Annotated in this window: 16 protein-coding genes; 9 read left to right on the top strand and 7 right to left on the bottom strand. The window is 62.7% G+C overall.

Annotated elements, in window-relative coordinates:
• Positions 1-62: 62 nt before the first annotated feature.
• The 5 genes from AB5Y76_RS21220 to AB5Y76_RS21200 all read right to left on the bottom strand — a co-directional run bounded on the left by AB5Y76_RS21220 (position 63) and on the right by AB5Y76_RS21200 (position 4,842).
• The gene (locus AB5Y76_RS21220) at positions 63-1,826 is read right to left on the bottom strand and encodes a bifunctional molybdopterin-guanine dinucleotide biosynthesis adaptor protein MobB/molybdopterin molybdotransferase MoeA (protein WP_263716866.1); all 1,764 of its coding nucleotides are present in this window, start codon (positions 1,824-1,826) and stop codon (positions 63-65) included.
• Entirely contained in the window at positions 1,823-2,467 is a 645-nt protein-coding gene (mobA, locus tag AB5Y76_RS21215) for a molybdenum cofactor guanylyltransferase MobA (RefSeq protein WP_263716865.1), read from the bottom strand. The genes AB5Y76_RS21220 and mobA overlap by 4 nt, the downstream gene beginning before the upstream one ends.
• Positions 2,439-3,134 carry an energy-coupling factor ABC transporter ATP-binding protein gene (locus tag AB5Y76_RS21210; RefSeq protein WP_005334830.1) on the bottom strand — a complete coding sequence of 232 codons (696 nt, stop codon included), beginning with the start codon at positions 3,132-3,134 and terminating at the stop codon, positions 2,439-2,441. Before AB5Y76_RS21210 ends, mobA begins: the two co-directional genes overlap by 29 nt.
• 34 nt (positions 3,135-3,168) lie before the next feature.
• A complete protein-coding gene (locus AB5Y76_RS21205; RefSeq protein ID WP_263716864.1) occupies positions 3,169-3,870 on the bottom strand; it encodes an ABC transporter permease in 702 nt (233 codons plus the stop codon).
• Positions 3,871-3,999: 129 nt separating this feature from the next.
• On the bottom strand, positions 4,000-4,842 hold the full coding sequence (locus AB5Y76_RS21200; RefSeq protein ID WP_206901379.1) for a substrate-binding domain-containing protein: 843 nt from the start codon (positions 4,840-4,842) through the stop codon (positions 4,000-4,002).
• 255 nt (positions 4,843-5,097) lie between these two features.
• Between AB5Y76_RS21200 and AB5Y76_RS21195 the strand changes: the two genes are divergently transcribed.
• Together AB5Y76_RS21195 and AB5Y76_RS21190 are read left to right on the top strand one after the other, a co-directional pair.
• Positions 5,098-6,453, top strand: a complete 1,356-nt coding sequence (locus AB5Y76_RS21195; protein ID WP_042082528.1) for a sigma-54 dependent transcriptional regulator — start codon at positions 5,098-5,100, stop codon at positions 6,451-6,453.
• A gap of 25 nt (positions 6,454-6,478) precedes the next feature.
• On the top strand, positions 6,479-8,581 hold the full coding sequence (locus AB5Y76_RS21190; protein ID WP_263716862.1) for a HAMP domain-containing sensor histidine kinase: 2,103 nt from the start codon (positions 6,479-6,481) through the stop codon (positions 8,579-8,581).
• An 80-nt stretch (positions 8,582-8,661) separates the two neighbouring features.
• On the opposite strand, the gene AB5Y76_RS21185 is transcribed toward AB5Y76_RS21190, so the two are convergent.
• Complete coding sequence (locus AB5Y76_RS21185; protein WP_005312265.1) at positions 8,662-9,528, bottom strand: helix-turn-helix transcriptional regulator; 867 nt, start codon at positions 9,526-9,528, stop codon at positions 8,662-8,664.
• A 15-nt stretch (positions 9,529-9,543) separates the two neighbouring features.
• Positions 9,544-10,401 (bottom strand): formate dehydrogenase accessory sulfurtransferase FdhD, encoded by an 858-nt coding sequence (locus AB5Y76_RS21180; protein WP_263716861.1) that lies wholly within the window; start codon positions 10,399-10,401, stop codon positions 9,544-9,546.
• A 185-nt stretch (positions 10,402-10,586) separates the two neighbouring features.
• Between AB5Y76_RS21180 and AB5Y76_RS21175 the strand changes: the two genes are divergently transcribed.
• The 7 genes from AB5Y76_RS21175 to AB5Y76_RS21145 all read left to right on the top strand — a co-directional run bounded on the left by AB5Y76_RS21175 (position 10,587) and on the right by AB5Y76_RS21145 (position 18,494).
• Complete coding sequence (locus AB5Y76_RS21175) at positions 10,587-11,141, top strand: hypothetical protein (RefSeq protein ID WP_263716860.1); 555 nt, start codon at positions 10,587-10,589, stop codon at positions 11,139-11,141.
• Positions 11,142-11,677: 536 nt separating this feature from the next.
• Positions 11,678-12,232 carry a DUF3305 domain-containing protein gene (locus tag AB5Y76_RS21170; protein ID WP_129503526.1) on the top strand — a complete coding sequence of 185 codons (555 nt, stop codon included), beginning with the start codon at positions 11,678-11,680 and terminating at the stop codon, positions 12,230-12,232.
• The gene (locus tag AB5Y76_RS21165) at positions 12,225-12,818 is read left to right on the top strand and encodes a DUF3306 domain-containing protein (protein ID WP_263716859.1); all 594 of its coding nucleotides are present in this window, start codon (positions 12,225-12,227) and stop codon (positions 12,816-12,818) included. The genes AB5Y76_RS21170 and AB5Y76_RS21165 overlap by 8 nt, the downstream gene beginning before the upstream one ends.
• 103 nt (positions 12,819-12,921) lie before the next feature.
• Entirely contained in the window at positions 12,922-14,661 is a 1,740-nt protein-coding gene (locus tag AB5Y76_RS21160) for a 4Fe-4S dicluster domain-containing protein (protein WP_263716858.1), read from the top strand.
• A 10-nt stretch (positions 14,662-14,671) separates the two neighbouring features.
• Positions 14,672-15,289: a molecular chaperone gene (locus AB5Y76_RS21155; RefSeq protein ID WP_197931099.1), complete on the top strand. Its 618-nt coding sequence runs from the start codon at positions 14,672-14,674 to the stop codon at positions 15,287-15,289.
• Positions 15,290-15,390: 101 nt separating this feature from the next.
• Positions 15,391-15,594, top strand: coding sequence for a transcriptional initiation protein Tat (locus tag AB5Y76_RS21150; RefSeq protein WP_005303194.1), 204 nt, complete (start codon positions 15,391-15,393; stop codon positions 15,592-15,594).
• Positions 15,595-15,617: 23 nt separating this feature from the next.
• Positions 15,618-18,494, top strand: a complete 2,877-nt coding sequence (locus AB5Y76_RS21145; protein ID WP_368177820.1) for a formate dehydrogenase subunit alpha — start codon at positions 15,618-15,620, stop codon at positions 18,492-18,494.

Raw genomic sequence — 18,494 nt, 5'->3', positions numbered from 1 at the left:
GGTCTGCCTCCTGTCAGGTGGGTGACGGGGCGCCGTGCATCCGGCCGACGCCCCGTCGGGATTTAGGCCAGTCGTCCCTGCAGGGGGTGGATCCAGACCCGCTCGCCAACGGCGATCCCGGGTTGTTCCGGTACGATTTCGATCAGGCAGTTGGCATCGGCCATGGAGCTCAGAATACCCGAGCCCTGTGGCCCTGTGGTGCGCACCCTCAGCTGGCCGTTACGGTCCTGATGGAAGATGCCGCGCAGAAACTCGGTGCGCCCCGGGCGGCTCTTCATCTTCTCGTCTGCCAGTGCCGAGAGGCGCAGCGGCTGCCACCGCTTGCTTTGCAAGCGGGCGATGGCGGGCTCGACAAATTGCAGCACGCAGATCATCGCCGCCACCGGATTGCCCGGCAGGCCGAAGAAGGGGGTCTGCCCCAGCTTGCCAAAGGCGAGCGGGCGGCCCGGGCGCATCTGGATGCGCCAGAAATCGATCTGGCCGAGCTCCGCCAGCACCAGCTTGATAAAGTCGGCGTTGCCCACCGAGACTCCGCCCGAGCTCAACACCAGATCGGCGCTGGCGGCGGCCTGCTCCAGCTGCTGGCGCAGAATGGTCTTGTCATCGGGAATGATGCCAAGGTCCATCACCTCGCAACCAGCGGCGCGGATAAGGGCCATCAGGGTGAAGCGGTTGCTGTCGAAGATATGGCCGGGGGCGAGTTGCTCGCCCGGCGCCTGCACCTCGTCGCCGGTACTGAACAGCGCCACTTTCAGCGGGGTGCGCACCGTGAGACTGGCTTGACCGAGTGATGCCGCCAGCCCCAGCTGGGGGGCACCAAGCCAGGTACCGGCCGGGATGGCGACCGCACCTTTGGCGAGATCTTCCCCGGCGAGGCGCACATTCTGTCCCGCCTGGATCGGTGCGGTGACCGTAACCCACTCACCTTCAATCTGCGTCTCTTCCCGCATCACCACGGTATCGACTCCGGGGGGCAGCGGAGCGCCGGTCATGATCTGCACCGCCTGACCGGCCAGCACCGGTTCATGGCGCTGCTGGCCCGCCAGCACTTCCCCCACCAGTTGCCAGCGACCGGCGGCGAGATCGTCGCTACGAAGGCCAATGCCGTCCATCGCCGAGTTGGCGTGGGGCGGCACATTGATGGGGCTTATCAGATCGGCGGCCAGCACGGCGCCGTGGCACTGGGCCAGCGGTTTGTCGCTGCAAGCCGTGCTCGGGGTGAGGGCCGCCAGAATGGCGTTGCGGGCCGCCTCGACCGAGAGAAAGCCCTTGCCCGCCTCCGGCTCCTTGCTCTGGCAGCCGTCAAGCCAGCGGCAGACGAAGTCGGCGATAGCCGCCAGATCGTTGATATCGAGTCGGGGCAGGCTTGTCTGCTGTTGTTCGCCACTCTGTTGGGGCTGATCGCTGGCCAGCGCGATGATGTCGCCGTCTTCGGGGAAGAGCAGCGGCTTGCCAATCTCGGCGCGGTGCAGCTCGATTTTCGGGAAGTGTTCGTGCTTGAACCCCTCGACCAACAGCAGATCGAGCTCTGTCTGATCGAAGCTGGCCAGCAGCTGGCGAAAATCGGCTTCGGCCAGCTCGGTTTCAATGATACGAGCATGACGACGACGGGAGGCGACCATCATCTGCTGGGCACCCGCCTTGCGCAGGCGATAGCTGTCTTTGCCCGGCTGGTCGATATCAAAGTCGTGGTGGGCGTGCTTGAGCACCCCGATGCGCAGGCCGCGATCGACCAGCAGGGGGATCAACTGCTCCAGCAAGGTGGTCTTGCCGGTGCCGCTCCAGGCGGCGAAGCCGAGCAGGGGAAGAGTGGGGGCCGGGGTCATGAGGTGACTCCTTGTTGGGGGTCGATAGCCGTGGCGAGCAGACGGGCCTCGTAGGCGGCCAGCTCGGCAGGGCTGTTGAGATTGATAAAGGCATCCGGCTGATCGGCAAAGCTCACCACCGCCATATGGTGGCGGGCAAACCAGATATCGATTTTGCGCTCTCCCTCTGCCAGCGCAGCGGTGAGGGAGGGGAGCAGGGATTTGTGCAGCAGGGCGACCACGGGTTGCAGCCAGTCGCCGTCGTGGGCCACTACCAGCTCGGTATCCGGGGTCAGGGCGGCGCGAAAGCGGCTCATCAGATCCAGCGGCAGGGCGGGGCCGTCGCAGGGGACAAACAGCACCCAGTCATGACGGGCGGCAGCAAGACCTGCCTGCATGCCCGCCAGCGGGCCGAGATAGTCGTTGTTGTCATCGCTGATGACCGGGGCCAGCGCCTGATAGCGGGGCTGACTGCGGTTGGCGTTGATCAGCACCTCATCCACTTGGGGGCGCAGGCGCGCCAAAACATGGTCGATCAGAGGGCGTCCCGCCAGTGTTACCCATCCCTTGTCTTCGCCCCCCATCCGGGTGGCGCGGCCTCCTGCCAGGATCACTGCTGATACGGCAACGGGATCAGAGTGGCTGTCGCTTTTTGAAGTCATGTCGCTCGATGATTTTTAAAGGGGTCGTCTCTTGCAGCTGGCCACGGGCGAGGGTCCATTGCCGCTCGCACAGGTCGGTCAGGGCGTTGCTCTGGTGGCTGATGACGACCAGGCCGCTGCCATGTTCCCGCAGATCTTGCGCCAATGCGGCCATCAGGGCAACCGAATGTGTGTCGAGATTGGCGGTGGGCTCATCCATCAGCAGAAAGGCAGGTTGCAGCGCCCAGGCGCGTGCCATCGCCAGCCGTTGCCGTTCGCCACCCGAGAGAATGCTGATGTGCTCCCGCGCCAGCCCTTCCAGCTCGACCCGGCGCAGCGCCTCGAACACCCGGATCTCGCTGCCGAGCTGTTTATCGAGCGCCCAGGCCACGTTGTCGTGCACCGTGCGATCGAACAGATAGGGGGTCTGGTGCAGATAGGTGACCCGGCCCGGCCCCAGATCCCGCTTGAGCAACCGGTTGAGCCGCTGTTGCCAGCGCCCCGGCAGATTGGTGTGGCCGCGGGTGGGGGTGAGCAGCCCCGCCAGGATCTTGAGCAAGGTGGTCTTGCCCACCCCGTTGGCTCCGTGCAGCCAGATGGCATCCCCCGGTGCGATGGCGAGCCGGTCAATCTCGAACAGCTGGCGCTCGCCAAAGCGCATCGTCAGCTGGTGGGCGGTCAGGGCCATGGGGTACTCCTGTTGATACGCAGTGGGGGCATGGTCAGTTCTTCAGATAGCTGTGGCCGCGACAGGCCGTCAGCAGCAGGTTGAGCAAGAGGGCGAGGGTGAGCAGCACTATGCCGAGCGCCACCCCCTGGGTGAAGGCCCCTTTCTGGGTCTCCAGCGCGATGGCGGTGGGGATATTGCGGGTAAAGTGCAGGATATTGCCCCCTACCATCATGGAACAGCCCACCTCGGTGACGATGCGGCTAAAGGCGCCGATGATGGCGGCCAGCAGGCCAAAGCGGCACTCGTGCATCAGGCCGAGCAGCGCCTTGGGCCAGGAGACCCCCAGGGTCAGGGCGGTCTCCCAGGCACGCCGATCGCTCTGGACAAACGCCGCGTGGGCCATGGTGGCGATCACCGGGAAGGCGATCAGCATCTGCCCCACCACCATCGCCTGCTGGGTAAAGAGCAGCTTCCAGTCGCCAAAGGGGCCGGCCCGCGACAGCAGCATATAGAGCAAGAGACCGATCACCACGGTCGGCACCGACTGCAGGGTGTTAATGCAGGAGAGCCAGAGCCAGCGGCCGGGCAGCGGCAGGTAGGCCAGCGCAAAGCCCAGCAGCAGTGCCGGCAGCAGCACCAGCAGCAGGGCTATGCCGGAGACGGAGAAGGAGACCCCTACCACCTGCCACAGTTCAGTGTCACCACTGAACAGCAGGGCGAGGGCAGCCAGCGTGGTATCGATCAAGGTCGGCATGACGCCTCTCTCTCATAGTGCAGGGCGAGGGCCGTCAATAAGGTCGTGTCGAGCAGGGTAGGCATCAGGCGCCTCCCTCAGCGAACCGGGGGAGGGCCATCAAGGTCATCGCAGGAGTTAGGGTTGCCATTATTTCCCGTTGGCATCCGCCACAAACAACGCCTGACCCGCCACCTTGAAGTCGCCGATCAGCTTCTGGCCATGCTCGGAGACCAGCCAGTTTTTCAGGGTGCGGGCCCCTTCGGTGTTGAGATCCGGGTAGCGCTTGGGGTTGACCAGGATCACCTGATAGGGGTTGAACAGGCGCTTGTCACCCTCCAGCAGCACGGCGAGATCCAGCTTGCTCTGGTAGGCGAGCCAGGTGCCGCGGTCGGTCAGGGTGTAAGCACCGAGCTCCGAGGCCATGGTCAGGGTCGGGCCCATCCCCTGGCCGATGGATTTGTAACCGGCAAACTCGGGTTTGACGTCAGCGGCTTGCCACAGGGTCTTCTCCTTGATGTGGGTGCCGGACTCGTCACCGCGAGAGATAAAGGTCTGGCCCTTATCCTTGATGGCCTGCAGCCCCTTGGCGGCGTCGTGCAGCTTGGCCAGACCCGCCGGATCTTTCGCCGGGCCGACGATGACGAAGTCGTTATACATCAGGTGCACCGGCTCGATGCCAAAGCCCGCGTCGACGAACTTCTTCTCGGCAGAGGGGGCGTGGGTCATCACCAGATCCGCGTCGCCGTTTTCGCCCATCTTCAGGCTCTGGCCTGTACCGGCCGCCATCACCTGCACCGGATAACCGGTCTCCTTGGTGAACTGGGGCAGCAACCAGCCCAGCAGACCGGACTGCTCGGTGCTGGTGGTGGTGGCGAGGCGGATCGGCGCTTTTGTGGCATTAGTATCCGCTTCGGCGTGGGCCGCACCGGCGATCAGCAGGCTGGCGGCGAGGGAGAGGGCAAAACGTTTGAGGTTGGTTTTTATCGTCATCGTGATGCAACTTTTTTCAGGGTGGATGAGGAGAGGGCAAGAGTAAGCAAGCAGGGTGCCAAACTGTTCCTTTGCCGCTGCATTCACGGTTTGCCGTTTAAAAACAGAAGCTTATTAGAATCAATTAGGTGAGCTTGTTATCGCTTTTAATAATTGGTGTTGGTGCTTTTGATACGGTAAGGACAAAATGTCCCACTAAGGTTCCGGTTATCGGGACATTCACCGACCGTACGTGCATCCGAGGTACTTTTTTCCATGACACTCCCTCCCAGCCGCTGGTCTGCCCTCTCCCTGCTTATCGTTGACGATGAGCCCGGCATGCGCAGCTTTCTGGCCAAGGCGCTGGCCAAGCGTTTTGCCCAGATTGAGACTGCCGCCAGCGTGGAGGAGGCGGAAGCCCTGCGCTGCCGCCTTCACTTTGACCTTATCATCGCCGACATCCGGCTGCCGGGGCGCTCCGGCATCGAGTGGCACGAGGCCATAGACCCGGCCACTCGCCGCAGCGACATCATCTTCATGACCGGTTTTGGCGATATGGAGACCGCCCTCAAGGCGCTGCGCCTCGGCGCCAGCGACTTTATCCTCAAGCCCTTCAACCTCGATCAGATGGTGCAGGCGGTGGATAGAGTCATCGAGCGCCGCCAGATGGAGCGGGAGAACCTGCTGCTGCGCCGGGAGGTGAGCAAGCTGTTCCCGCCCACCCTGATTGGCGACAGTGCCAAGACCCGCGAACTCAAGACGCTCATCGCCAGAGTGGCCCCCTCCAACGCCGCCGTACTGGTGGAGGGGGAGTCCGGCACCGGCAAGGAGCTGGTGGCCCGCGCCCTGCATCAACTTTCCGGCCGGATGGGGGCCTTTGTGCCCCTCAACTGCGCCTCCATCGCGCCGGAGCTGCTGGAAAGCGAGCTGTTCGGCCATGTACAGGGGGCCTTTACCGGCGCCCGCAAGGGGCGCGACGGCCTGTTTCGGGTCGCCCATCAGGGCACCCTGTTTCTCGACGAGATCGGCGAGATGCCGCTTGCCATGCAGGCCTCGTTGCTGCGAGCACTGGAGCAGAAGGCCATCCGCCCGGTGGGGGCCGAGCGCGAATTGGCGGTGGATGTGCGCATCGTCGCCGCCACCAACCGCAACCTCAAGGTCGAGGTGGAGGCGGGCCGCTTTCGCGAAGATCTCTTCTATCGCCTCAACGTGGTGGCGCTGCCGGTCGCCCCGCTGCGGGAGCGGATCGACGATATCCCCGCGCTGGTACACCACTTCACCCGCCAGCTCACCGCCGAGATGGGGATGGGTTCCTTGAGCTGGACCCACGAGGATGTGGTAGCGATGCAGGCCTATCCCTGGCCCGGCAACGTGCGGGAGCTGCGCAATCTTATCGAGCGCTGCCTGCTGCTGGGCAAGCCCCCGGCGGATTACTGGCAGAGCAGCAAGCCCGCCGAACCGGGCACGAGCGAGGAGGGTTATCCGCTGGCGTGGCCGCTGGCGGAGGTGGAGAAGGCTCACATCCTGCAGGTGGTGGCGAGCCATGATGGCAACAAGTCGGCCGCCTCCCGGGTGCTCGGGGTGGCGCGCAAGACGCTGGATCGCAAATTCAAGGAGTGGGCCATCGAATGAGGAAGGCTGACTGGATGGGGTGGCGATGAAACTGACCCTGCTCTCCCGCTGCATGCGCGCCCTGTTGCCCCGTTGCGTTCGCACCAAAGTGCGCTGGCGCCTGCTGCTGCTTACTTCGGTGCCCATCATGCTCACCCTGGTGGGCATGATCGCGCTCACCCTCTACTGGACCCTCACCTACAGCTGGCAGAACCTGCTCACCACGGTGCGCAGTGATCTCGGGGTGGCCCACCACGCCATCACGGTGCAGCAGCAGCGCCAGACCGAGCATCTCGAGCATCTGCGCGATGCCTGGGCCTTTCAGCTGCGACTGCGGGAATCGCCGGATCAGCTGCATGACTGGGTGATGCCGCTGGCGGCCAACTATGGCCTCGATTTTCTGCGCTTGCGCCGCGGCCCCGAGCTGGATCAGCTGACGGCGCAGGAGCGCGCCGCCCTCACGGCCGGGCGCAGCGTCAGTCACTTTGTGGTCTGGTCGCAGCAGGAGATGCTCGCCCTCTCCCCGCAACTGGCCAAGCGGGCTGTGTTGTGGCAACGGGATGGCACCAGGGTGGTGGAGGACCGGGGGCTGATCAGCCTGTCGCTGACGCCGGTGATGGGCCGCGACGGCTCCCTTTGGGCCGTGCTGGAGGGGGGCGAGCTTGTCAACGGCAGCACCCGGCTGGTGGATGAGCTCAAGGGTCAGGTGTTTGCCAAAAATACCCTGCCGGATGGCAGCGTCGGCACCGTCACCCTGTTTCTCGACGATCTGCGGGTGAGCACCAACGTACCGGTCAGCAGCAGCCGTCAGGTGGGCCGGGCGGTGGGTACCCGGGTCTCGCCGCCAGTGCGCGATCAGGTACTGGGGCGGGGGGAGATGTGGGTTGACCGCGCCTTCGTCCACGACGCCTGGTATGTCTCGGGCTACGAGCCGCTGCTGGGAGCCAGGGGCGAGCGGCTCGGCATGCTCTATGTGGGCTTTCTCGAGTGGCCCATCATCCGCACCTACCTCACCAATCTGGTGGAGCTGGGCTCCGGCGTGGTGCTGCTGTTGCTGCTCTCCGGCCTGCTGGTCTATCGCGGTGCGCGGGATCTCTTCTCCCCCATCGAGCGGATGCACAAGGTGGTGCGGCAGGTGCAGGCCGGGGAGTCCGCTCGAATCGGCCCGCTGGCGCTCGATCCTGACCACGAGCTGGCCCAACTCGGTCGCCAGTTTGACGCCATGCTGGACAGGCAAGAAGCGCATCAGCAGCAGATGGCTCGCAGCGCCGACGAGCTGGAGCAGAAGGTGGCCGAGCGTACCCAAAGCCTCGAGCTCAAGACTGCGGAGCTGAAAGATCATATCCATATGCTGACCGAGGCGCGCCAGCAGCTGCTTATCAGCGAGAAGCTGGCAGCCCTTGGCGAGCTCTCCGCCGGGGTGGCCCACGAGATCAATAACCCGCTAGCGGTGATCCTCGGCAATGTGGAGCTGATGAAGCTGGAGCTGGGGGAGGCGGCCGAGCCGGTCAGCGAGGAGCTGGCGCTGGTGCTGGCCCAGATCGAGCGCATTCGTGCCATCACCCGCAGCCTGCTGCAATACTCTCGCCCCGGCGACTATGAGACGGCGCCTGTGTGGCAGCACCTCAACCCCATCATCGAGGAGAGCCTGACGCTGGTGCGCTCCGCCCTACGCCAGCAGCAGGTGGAGCTGGTGGCCGATCTCAGGGCCCAGCAGCCCATCGAGGCGGATCGCCAGCAGCTGCTGCAGGTGCTGATAAACCTCTTGGTCAACGCCAGCCACGCGCTGGGAGAGCAGGGGGAGATCCGGGTCGAGAGCCGCGACTGGGTCGATGAACTGGGTCAGTTGCGCGGGGCTGAAGTGCGGGTGATCGACAACGGCAGCGGCATCGAGGCGGCCATTATCGACAAGATCTTCGACCCCTTCTTCACCACTCGCGCCACCGGCACCGGTCTGGGGCTGGCCCTGAGCCACCGCATCATCAGCCGCTGGGGTGGGGAGCTCTTGGTGGACTCCACCCCGGGGCAGGGGAGCTGCTTTACCGTGCGGCTGCGCAGCCACGCCCTGCTGCCCAGCGGCAGCGAGCCCGCGAAACTGGAAGGGTGGCGCATCGCCCTCAATGCCGAGGGTCGTGAGACAAGCGATTGATGCTGTTATAAAAAGGCCCGTGATAAAAACAGCCCGTCAACATGGTTGGCGGGCTGTTTTGTCGGTGGGTGAGTGGTTCTTTATTGCGGACTCCACACCAGCTTGCCGCTCTGGGTCAGGTCATAGCCGCCGAGGCGGGCCGCCAGCTCGCGCCCCTCGGGGGATTGCAGCCAGCCGATCAGCTGTTGCAGCAGGGTGCGAAAGAAGACCCCCTGCGGCATCACCAGATCGAAGCACTCCTGCGACAGCGGCATGAAGCCGAGGCCAAACTCGGTGGCTGTGCTCTGGGCGCCGGGCCCGACATCCGCATCTCCACGGCTGATGGCGGCGGCCAGCTCCCGCTCGCTGTTGACCTCAATGGTGCGTTCCAGCCGGGTCAGCGACTCCCCTTGCGTTTGCAGCCACTCCTGCAGGGCGCGCTGGCTGCCAGCCCCCTCCTGACGCATGGCCCAGCGCCAGTCGAGCGCCTCTTTCGCCTCCTTGGGTTGCAGCCCTTGCCGCAGCACCAGCCCCTGCACCCGCCTGAATCCATGAACGATCACCCATTGCCGGTGGCCCTGATACTGCTGCACCAGCGCCGGGTGGCGCAGGTGCGCCTCCTCGGCCTGCCCCCAGTGGATGGCGCAGAGATCCACATGGCCGCGCGCCAGCATCGCCAGCCCCTGACGGGTGCCGCACGGGGTGTAGCCCACCAGTGCCTGGGTGCCGAGCTGCTGGGCCAAGCGGCTGCTGGCGTAGTGCAGCAGCACATCGTCCGAGCCCGCCAGCAGCAGCCGGTCGTTCATCACCCCCTCGTGGCAGCTGCCGAGCAGCCAGCGGTCGAGCAGGGAGCGGGGAAACAGCCACTTGCCGGTCGCCTTGGTGGCGGGGATGCGCGCCTCGTTGGCGAGCTGGTAGACCTTCTTCTCGTTGAGATCGAGGTATTCCGCCACCTGCTTGACGTTCATAAACTCATTCATGGCTTAGTCCCGCATCCCGCGACCGGCCGGACTGGGCGCCAGCACCGGCGGCTTCTCGTCCAGCACCATATGGTCGTGACCGCTGAATACCTCGAAATGGCGCCCCTTGGCGCGGGCAATCATGGTGATACCGAGCTGGCGGGCCAGATCCAGTCCCATCTGTGTGACGCCGGAGCGCGACAGCAGCACCGGAATGCCCATCTGCGCCACCTTGATCACCATCTCCGAGGTGAGCCGCCCGGTGGTGTAGAAGATCTTGTCGTGGCCACTCTCGCCGCGCATCCATAGCTCGCCCGCCAGGGTATCCACCGCATTGTGGCGTCCCACATCCTCGACAAAGGAGAGGATTTCGCTGCCGCGACAGATGGCGCAGCCATGGACGGCACCGGCCATCTTGTAGGTTTCGTTATGGGCCGACAGGGCTTTCAGCAGGGCGTAGAGGGTGCTCTGTTTAAGTTCAGGCGCCGCCAAGACCACCCCTTCGAGCTTCTTCATCACGCTGCCATACATGGTGCCCTGACCGCAGCCGGAGGTGACCGTCTTCTTCTCCAGCGATTTGTCGAGATCTTCGGCCTGCTGGCTGCTCACCACGGCGGCGGCCTCGCTCTCCCAGTCGACGATCACCGACTCGATGGCCGAAATATCCTCGATAAAGCCCTGATTTTTCAGATAACCCAGCACCAGCGCCTCGGGGCGGGCCCCCAGCGTCATCAGGGTTACGATCTCCTTCCAGTTGAGGTAGACCGTCAGTGGCCGCTCACAGGCGATTTGGCGGGTGTTCATTGTGCCCTGTTCATCCATCACCTCGACGGCCATGGTGAGCTGGGCTGCGGCATTGCTTTTGATAAAGGTCGGTGTCATGGGCCCCTCGCGACCGGTTGCCGGGATCTAAGGGGAGGGATACAGCAAGATTTGTTCCAGATTAATGTGGCTAAACTGAATCTCGGTGTTGTAATGTAAAAAACGTAACGGCTGAGAACTGAAATTTGGAAAAACTGTTCATATTCACATGTCTAAAAATTAAATTTTAGGCCTAAGGATACTCAATGGAACTATTAATTAAACAGTTGGAAAATTCATTAGAGTCTAGGAATTACTATCTTTCACTTTTCACTGCGCTCACATTGCCAGATATTGCTGGAGCGATGGATTCGGATGATGGTCTTGCATCTGGCGCAAAATATAAATCATGGTACGAAAAATGGGTTAGACCTCGTTTTTACGAAATGCTGATAGAATCATTGCCTGTAGAAGCAAGAGAGTATATGTCTGAAATTGAAAATCCTTTTGATGGAGACGCTTGCTATTTATTTCGTTGTTCCCTTCTTCATCAAGGTCGGACTGTTCATCCAAAAAATAAATACTCTAGAATTTTTTTCGTCGAACCAGGGGCAACAACGAGTACCTTTCATTACAACACAATGAATGATGCTTTAAATATCGATTTAGTAAGTTTTTGTCGTGAAATTATTGCTGGGGCAAAAATGTGGTTGGCTGAGGTCAAGAATACTGATAAATACAAACGAAATTACGAAAATTTTGTTAAGCGGCATGACGGCGGTTTGAGCCCTTTCATTGTCGGTGTCCCCGTTATTGGGTAGGGGCTTAGATCTCGTATTTTGGGCTAAATCGTAGGTTGGTGCTGAACGAAGTGAAGCCCAACGTTTACCGCGTGATCTTGTTGATGTAGGCAATCATCTGGTCACTCGGTTATTGCTAACATCAAGCTGAATTAGGATGTGGGAAAATTGGTTTTTCTCTACATGTTGGGCTTCGCTGCGCTCTGCGCCAACCTACACGAATTGAAGCCCAAGGTTTACCGCGTGATCTTGTTGATGTAGGCAATTATCTGGTTACTCGGTTATTGCCAACATCAAACTGGATTGGGATGTGGAAAATTATTTTTTATTTACATGTTGGGCTTCGCTGCGCTCTGCACCAACCTACGCTAACGCCAACCTACCTCCCGCATGATGCCTAACCCGCAGCAAAGCCCCCATCGGCTACCAAGCCTGCCTTGGCCCCACTCTTGCTATGTCTTATCCCATTGATGGCCGTGGCTGCCCTGAAGATCCTGCCGTGATCCGCCCCGAACGGGGTGGTTAAAGGGGGAGGGCGGCCCGGCAGAGACCTTCTGATGGGAGCCGTGACAGTGCAAGAGACAACCAATACCTTGCCCCCGCAGCGCTGGCTGCAACTGGAGTTAAAGGCCATCGACAGCCAGGTTGGCCGCTGGCAGAGCCGCCGTTTCGAGATTGCGGCGCTCCACCCCGCCGAACCGGAGGCTGCCGGTGCCTTGCCCCTTACCCTGTTTCGTGATGAGCGGGGGGATTATCGCTTCAATTTGAGCTCCGGTTCGCCCCGCCTCTTTGTCACCGGAAGCCGCGTGGACAATGGCTTTGTGGCCGACGGCCTGACCCTGAGCCAGACCGTGGCCGCTGCCTATATGGATGGCGAGCGGCAGGTGCTCTCCTGCCCGCTGCCCGAGGCGCTGCAAGCCTGGGTGGAGGCCTTTATCGGCCGCCACGGCGAGCTGCTGGAGGCCCGTCGCAAGGGCAAGAAGGGCAAGGGGCGGGCGCAGGATCAGTTGGGTGTCGATAGCCAGGATCAAGCCAGCTGCGGTGCCGTTAAAGCCACCGGCCCCGATGGCCGCGAGCGTGGCAGTGACAGCGGAAATCGCGCCCATGAGTGAGTTCCTCAAACGCTGGTCGTCTCGCAAGAGTGAGGCGCGCAAGCATCAGGCATTGCAGCCACGGGAAGAGGCCATTCCTGAGGCTGTTACCGTGTCAACCGAAAGCAGTGGCGAAGGTGAAACTCCAGATACTGCGCTGGATAGCCCCGTAGTCAGCACTGACAAGGGGAGCTGTGAATCCCTTGCCGTTGAGGGGGCAGAGAGTGGCGAACCGCCGCTAACAACAGCCCAGCCGGGCAAGGCCAAACTCCCCGACAGGGAGGCGCTGCGGGCCATGTTTCGCAGCCACAAGCCGGATGGGCTCGACGACTACACCCAGGATTTCAGCCAGCCCGAATTGCTGCCCGCAGCCCTGACCGCCGGGCTGCGCAACTGGCTGGTGGATCAGGTGATCGCCCCGGAGAGCGAATCGGCCAACCCGGCCAACGGATCCGCTGAACCGGTGGCGGTTGCCAGCGAACCTGCCGCCGACGAGCTGGCTGATAACCATTCTCAAACCCACACCGACGATCGGGACATTTTGGTTTCCTGTGGTGGACAAAATGTCCCAACCAAAGGTGGGGGAATGGAACCCTCAGGATCCTGACTCCCTGTCAGTCACTTTTTTTCCGGGGGAGTTGGCTCGCCTCTTGCTCTCTCGGCTTACCAACAAGCGCCCATCCCATGAGGTGGCGCGCACAGGAGCGTATGTGAGCACTGAACAAACATTGCCAAATCTGAGCCCAAATCTAGCCTCCAATCTTGCCCATGGGGCGGGGGCTGCCGAGCATAACGCGCGCGCTCGCGCCTATGCCCTGCAGCATACGGTCAAGACCGACAACCTGATCCCGGCCACTGTCTCTTACCAGAGTCAGGGGCGCCTGCTGCTGGTCGGCCCGGAAGATCGCATTCGCCGCGCCGCCAGCCTGCTGCCCGCCGGGGTGAAGCCCACCCTGCTGGTGAGCGAAGCGGTCCACGATGCCGAGGCGGCCGATCTCGAAGCCATCTTTGATGCCACCGCATCCCTCGCGGCCCTGACCCTGCGCGGACTGGGCCTGACAGGGTATCTCGGGCAGTTTCAGCTCACCGGCCTTAACGGGCAGGGGGAGCGGGTTAATCTGGCGGCGCTCTGTTTTACTCAGCAGGCTGCGGAAAATGGCGAACCACGCTTCGATCTGGTGGCCGATCTGGGCCGCGTCCCGCTCTTTGCGCTGGAGCGCCCGCCGGTCGGTTATCTGCATCTCTCCGATGATCAAGGGCTGGCCGAACGGCTTGCCGAACTCTGCGCGCTGACCGGTATTTTCGACAAGCCGCGCTATTTTCGCCTCGACCCCGAGGCCTGCGCCTTTACCGCCCGCGGCGTGCCCGGTTGCAGCCGCTGCCTCGATGTCTGTCCGACCGATGCCCTCAAGCCCATCAATGGTCGCATCCAGATAGATCCCCATCTCTGTCAGGGCTTTGGTAGCTGTGCCTCTGCCTGTCCGACCGGGGCGATTGCCTATCACCAGCCTGATGCCAACACCAGCGGCGACTATCTGTTCCGATTGCTCAAGCACTACCGGGAGGCGGGTGGTGAAGCGCCCCAGTTGCTGATCGCCGGTGAAAACGAGCGCGAGTGGGTGGAAGCCGAACTCACCCACCTGCCCGCCAACTGGCTGCCTGTCTGGGTGGAGGAGAGTGCGAGTTTAGGCATCGATAGCTGGTTCGCCGCCCTTGCCTATGGCGCCAGCGCGGTGCGCATTGCGCTGGGTGACGATGCCCCTGCAAGCGTCCATGCGCTGGTTGAGCGGGAGCTGGCGAGCGCCGCCGTGCTCTTGGCGGGTGCCGGTCTCGCTGCCGATCGCATCGCTCTGTTTGACGCAGATGCTGGTGAGCCTGTTTCCGGCCAGCCAGCCCTTGCCCTGCTGGAGAAGCCGCTCAAAGGAGACAAACGGGAGAACCTGTTTGCCGCCTTCGATGCGCTCTGGCAGGCCAACGAAGGGAGCCGCGAGCCGCTGGCGGTGCCCCGCGGCGCCCCTTACGGCAGTGTGGAATTGAAAGAAGCTGACTGCACCCTCTGCATGGGCTGCGTGGCGGTCTGCCCGAGTCGCGCCCTGCATGCGGTGGGTCATGCCCCCGGCCTCAACTTTATCGAACAGGATTGCATCCAGTGCGGCATGTGCGAAAAGGCGTGCCCCGAGCAGGCCATCGTGCTCACGCCCCGCCTACAGCCGGTGCCCGAAGCGCGCCGCGCCGTGCAGAGCCTCAAAGCCGAAGAGGCCGCCTGCTGCATTCGCTGCGGCAAGCCGTTCGCGCCCGCCTCGATGATCCGCCGCATCCAGCAAAAACTGGCCGGTCACTCCCACTTCCAGAACGAGGCCGCCCAGCGGTTGCTGATGTGCGAGGACTGTCGGGTCAAGGATGTGTTTGCGGCGCTGGCGGCGGATCCCGTCTCCCAGCTCAAGGTATGAGGGGCCAGTGATGAGTGAACAACATAACGAAAAGGCTGGCGAACTGACCATGACCGAACTGGAACAGAGCAGCGCCGATCTCTACGCCCTGCTGGCAAGCCTCTGGCGAGCCGCCCCCCGTGGTGAACAGCTCGCCTGGCTGCAAGGGTTGCAGGCTATGCCGGGCCCCTTTGCCAGAGGGCTGGGACTGGTGCAGCTGGCGGCGAGTAGCCACCACGAAAACGAGCTTGCCGAGGAGTATCAGGATCTCTTTATCGGGCTGGGGCGCGGGGAGATAGTGCCGTTTGCCTCCTGGTATCTCACCGGCTCTTTGATGGAGCTGCCGCTGGCAGTGCTGCGTGCAGATCTGCAGTCCCTCGGTTTCGAGCGCCAGAGCGGAGTGTGCGAGCCGGAAGATCACTTGGCCGCCCTCTGTGAGGTGATGGCGGTGTTGATTGCCGAGCAGCACCCGGAGCGCAACCGCTTCTATGAGCGCCACCTTGCCCCCTGGGTACTCGCCTGTTGCCGCGATCAGCAGCAGGCGAAGGGGGGCAGCTTCTACCGGGCGGTCGGGGCCCTTGCCGAAGATTTCTTCAAGCTGGAAAACGAATTGCGCCTGCCGTTTGGCGCCTGCGTGGTGAAGGGTTGATCACCCTTATCCACCCACAACAAAACGAACAGACGAGATATCCCATTGGACGCGAAGCTGGCGCACAGGCGCCAGCAAGAACAACAACAGAGGTCACAAGAATGAGCGATGAACAGCTGAAAGACCCGTCCCGCCGCAATCTGATCAAGGGAGTTGGCGTGGTCGCCACCATAGGCGTATTGGCCGGTGCCACCGGTCGGGTGGTGGGCAAAGAGGTGCTGACCCACGACACCGAGCCTGACAAGGGCTATCGGGAGACCCCCCATGTTCACGACTTTTATCGCACCCTGCGCGGCACCGACTGAGCCGGATCAGTGAAGGAGAACTCATGAAACTGACAAAACGTGCCGAGCTGCCCCAAGTGGGCGAGCAGGGCAATGAGGCCATTCGCGGTCAGGGGCTGACCCGCCGCGCCTTTATGGTCAACTCGGGTCTGGTAGCCGGTGGCGCCGTGGCCGCCGGTTGGCTGGCCCCTGCCATGATGCAGCGGGCCGAGGCCAAAACCGTGGCGGCCGGGGGGCCGGTCGAGGTGAAGCGCACCATCTGTTCCCACTGCTCGGTGGGCTGCGGCGTCTATGCCGAGGTGCAAAACGGTGTCTGGACCGGTCAGGAGCCGGCCTTTGATCACCCCTTCAACCTTGGCGGTCACTGCGCCAAAGGGGCGGCCCTGCGCGAGCACGGCCACGGTGAGCGTCGCCTCAAGTACCCGATGAAGCTGGTGGGCGGCAAGTGGCAGCGCATCAGCTGGGATCAGGCCATCGAAGAGGTGGGCAACGAGGTGCTACGCCTGCGCAAGGAGTCCGGCCCCGACAGCGTCTACTGGCTCGGCTCCGCCAAGCACTCCAACGAGCAGGCCTACCTATTTCGCAAGATGGCGTCGCTTTGGGGCACCAACAACGTTGATCACCAGGCGCGGATCTGCCACTCCACCACGGTCGCTGGCGTAGCCAACACCTGGGGCTACGGCGCCATGACCAACAGCCTGAACGACATGCACAACAGCAAGTCGATCATGTTCATCGGCTCCAACCCGGCGGAGGCCCACCCGGTCGCCATGCAGCACATCCTGCTGGCCAAAGAGCGCAACGGCTGCAAGATCCTGGTGGTCGACCCGCGCCGCACCCGCACCGCCGCCAAGGCGGACATGTACCTCTCCCTGCGTCCGGGCACCGACGTCGCCTTTATCTGGGGCATGCTTTGGCACATCTTCAAGAACGGCTGGGAAGACAAGGAGTTCATCCGCACCCGCGTCTATGGCATGGACGAGGTGCAAAAAGAGGTGGCGCGCTGGACCCCGGCCGAAGTTGAGCGGGTGACCGGCCTCAATGAACAGCAGGTCTATGGCGCCGCCAAACTGCTGGCCGACAACCGCCCCGGCTGCGTGGTCTGGTGCATGGGCGGTACCCAGCACACCACCGGCAACAACAATACCCGTGCCTACTGCATCCTCGAACTGGCCCTCGGCAACGTGGGCAAGAGCGGGGCGGGCACCAACATCTTCCGCGGTCACGACAACGTGCAGGGCGCCACTGACTTTGGCGTCACCTCCGATTCCCTGCCCGGTTACTACGGGCTGGAAGAGGGCTCCTGGAAGCACTGGGCCCGGGTGTGGGATGTGGATTACGAGTGGATCAAGGCCCGTTTCGACAACAAGCCTTACAACGGCAAGCTGCCGATGAACAACAACGGCATCCCGGTCTCCCGTTGGGTGGACGGGGTACTGGAGAACGCCGATCTCATCGAGCAGGGCTCCAACATCCGCGCCATGTTCTACTGGGGTCATGCGGTCAACTCCCAGACCCGCGGCCCGGAAATGAAGAAGGCGATGCAAAAGCTCGACATGATGGTGATTGTCGACCCGTATCCCACAGTCGCTGCCGTCATGAACGATCGTACCGACGGCGTCTACCTGCTGCCGGCCACCACCCAGTTCGAGACCTATGGTTCCGTCACCGCCACCAACCGCTCCATGCAGTGGCGCGACAAGGTGATAGAACCCCTGTTCGAATCCAAGGTCGACCACGAGATCATGTATCTCTTGAGCAAGAAGCTCGGCTTTGCCGACCAGCTGTTCAAGCACATCAAGGTAGAGAACAACCAGCCACTGTTGGAAGACATCACCCGCGAATATAACCGCGGCATGTGGAGTGTGGGCTACACCGGCCAGAGCCCGGAGCGGCTCAAGGCGCACCAGCAGAACTGGCACACCTTCCACAAGACCAACCTCAAGGCCGAGGGCGGCCCGGTCAGTGGCGAAGTGTACGGTCTGCCGTGGCCCTGCTGGGGTACCCCTGAGATGAAACATCCCGGCAGCCACATCCTCTACGACACCAGCATTCCGGTGTCGGAAGGGGGCGGTGGTTTCCGCGCCCGCTTCGGCATCGAGTATCAGGGAGTCTCGCTGCTCGCCGAAGACTCCTGGCCGAAAGGGAGCGAGGTGGAAGACGGTTATCCCGAGATCACTGCCGACCTGATGAAACAGCTCGGCTGGTGGGATGAGCTGACCGAGGCCGAGAAGAAAGAGGCCGAGGGCAAGAACTGGAAGACCGATCTCTCTGGCGGCATTCAGCGCGTCGCCATCAAGCACGGCTTTGTGCCGTATGGCAACGCCAAGGCGCGCTGCGTGGTGTGGACCTTCCCGGATCAGGTGCCCAAGCACCGCGAGCCGCTCTACACCCCGCGCCGCGACTTGCTGGCCGACTACGCCACCTGGCCTGATTCGAAGAGCCTGTGGCGCCTGCCGACCCAGTACGCCTCGGTGCAGGAGAAGGATGTCAGCAAGGAGTTCCCCATCATCCTCACCTCGGGCCGTCTGGTGGAGTATGAGGGGGGCGGCGACGAGACCCGTTCCAACCCCTGGCTGGCTGAATTGCAGCAGGAGATGTTCGTCGAGATGAACCCGGCGGATGCCAACGACGTCGGCGTGCGCGACGGTCAGGATGTGTGGGTCGAGGGGCCGGAAGGGGGCCGGGTCAAGGTGAAGGCACTGGTGACCCCGCGGGTCAAACCGGGGCTCGCCTTTATGCCGTTCCACTTCGGCGGCCACTTCGAGGGCAAGGATCTGCGATCCAAATATCCGGAAGGGTCTGACCCCTATGTGCTGGGGGAGTCGGTCAACATAGTCACCACCTATGGTTATGACCCGGTCACCCAGATGCAGGAGACCAAGGTCACCCTGTGCCGTTTTCGCAAAGTAGGAGCCTGA

Source organism: Aeromonas sp. R1-2 (genome assembly GCF_040908505.1).
In the GTDB taxonomy this organism is placed as follows: domain Bacteria; phylum Pseudomonadota; class Gammaproteobacteria; order Enterobacterales; family Aeromonadaceae; genus Aeromonas; species Aeromonas veronii.
This window is presented reverse-complemented; position numbering and strand designations above follow the sequence as displayed.

Coding starts and splice junctions, on each gene's coding strand:
- AB5Y76_RS21170 (WP_129503526.1), top strand. CDS start 11,678: ATGGGAGCCGTGACAGTGCAAGAGACAACCAATACCTTGCCCCCGCAG.
- AB5Y76_RS21190 (WP_263716862.1), top strand. CDS start 6,479: ATGAAACTGACCCTGCTCTCCCGCTGCATGCGCGCCCTGTTGCCCCGT.
- AB5Y76_RS21180 (WP_263716861.1), bottom strand. CDS start 10,401: ATGACACCGACCTTTATCAAAAGCAATGCCGCAGCCCAGCTCACCATG.
- AB5Y76_RS21220 (WP_263716866.1), bottom strand. CDS start 1,826: ATGACCCCGGCCCCCACTCTTCCCCTGCTCGGCTTCGCCGCCTGGAGC.
- AB5Y76_RS21195 (WP_042082528.1), top strand. CDS start 5,098: ATGACACTCCCTCCCAGCCGCTGGTCTGCCCTCTCCCTGCTTATCGTT.
- AB5Y76_RS21200 (WP_206901379.1), bottom strand. CDS start 4,842: ATGACGATAAAAACCAACCTCAAACGTTTTGCCCTCTCCCTCGCCGCC.
- AB5Y76_RS21165 (WP_263716859.1), top strand. CDS start 12,225: ATGAGTGAGTTCCTCAAACGCTGGTCGTCTCGCAAGAGTGAGGCGCGC.
- AB5Y76_RS21175 (WP_263716860.1), top strand. CDS start 10,587: ATGGAACTATTAATTAAACAGTTGGAAAATTCATTAGAGTCTAGGAAT.
- AB5Y76_RS21150 (WP_005303194.1), top strand. CDS start 15,391: ATGAGCGATGAACAGCTGAAAGACCCGTCCCGCCGCAATCTGATCAAG.
- mobA (WP_263716865.1), bottom strand. CDS start 2,467: ATGACTTCAAAAAGCGACAGCCACTCTGATCCCGTTGCCGTATCAGCA.
- AB5Y76_RS21155 (WP_197931099.1), top strand. CDS start 14,672: ATGAGTGAACAACATAACGAAAAGGCTGGCGAACTGACCATGACCGAA.
- AB5Y76_RS21185 (WP_005312265.1), bottom strand. CDS start 9,528: ATGAACGTCAAGCAGGTGGCGGAATACCTCGATCTCAACGAGAAGAAG.
- AB5Y76_RS21210 (WP_005334830.1), bottom strand. CDS start 3,134: ATGGCCCTGACCGCCCACCAGCTGACGATGCGCTTTGGCGAGCGCCAG.
- AB5Y76_RS21205 (WP_263716864.1), bottom strand. CDS start 3,870: ATGCCGACCTTGATCGATACCACGCTGGCTGCCCTCGCCCTGCTGTTC.
- AB5Y76_RS21145 (WP_368177820.1), top strand. CDS start 15,618: ATGAAACTGACAAAACGTGCCGAGCTGCCCCAAGTGGGCGAGCAGGGC.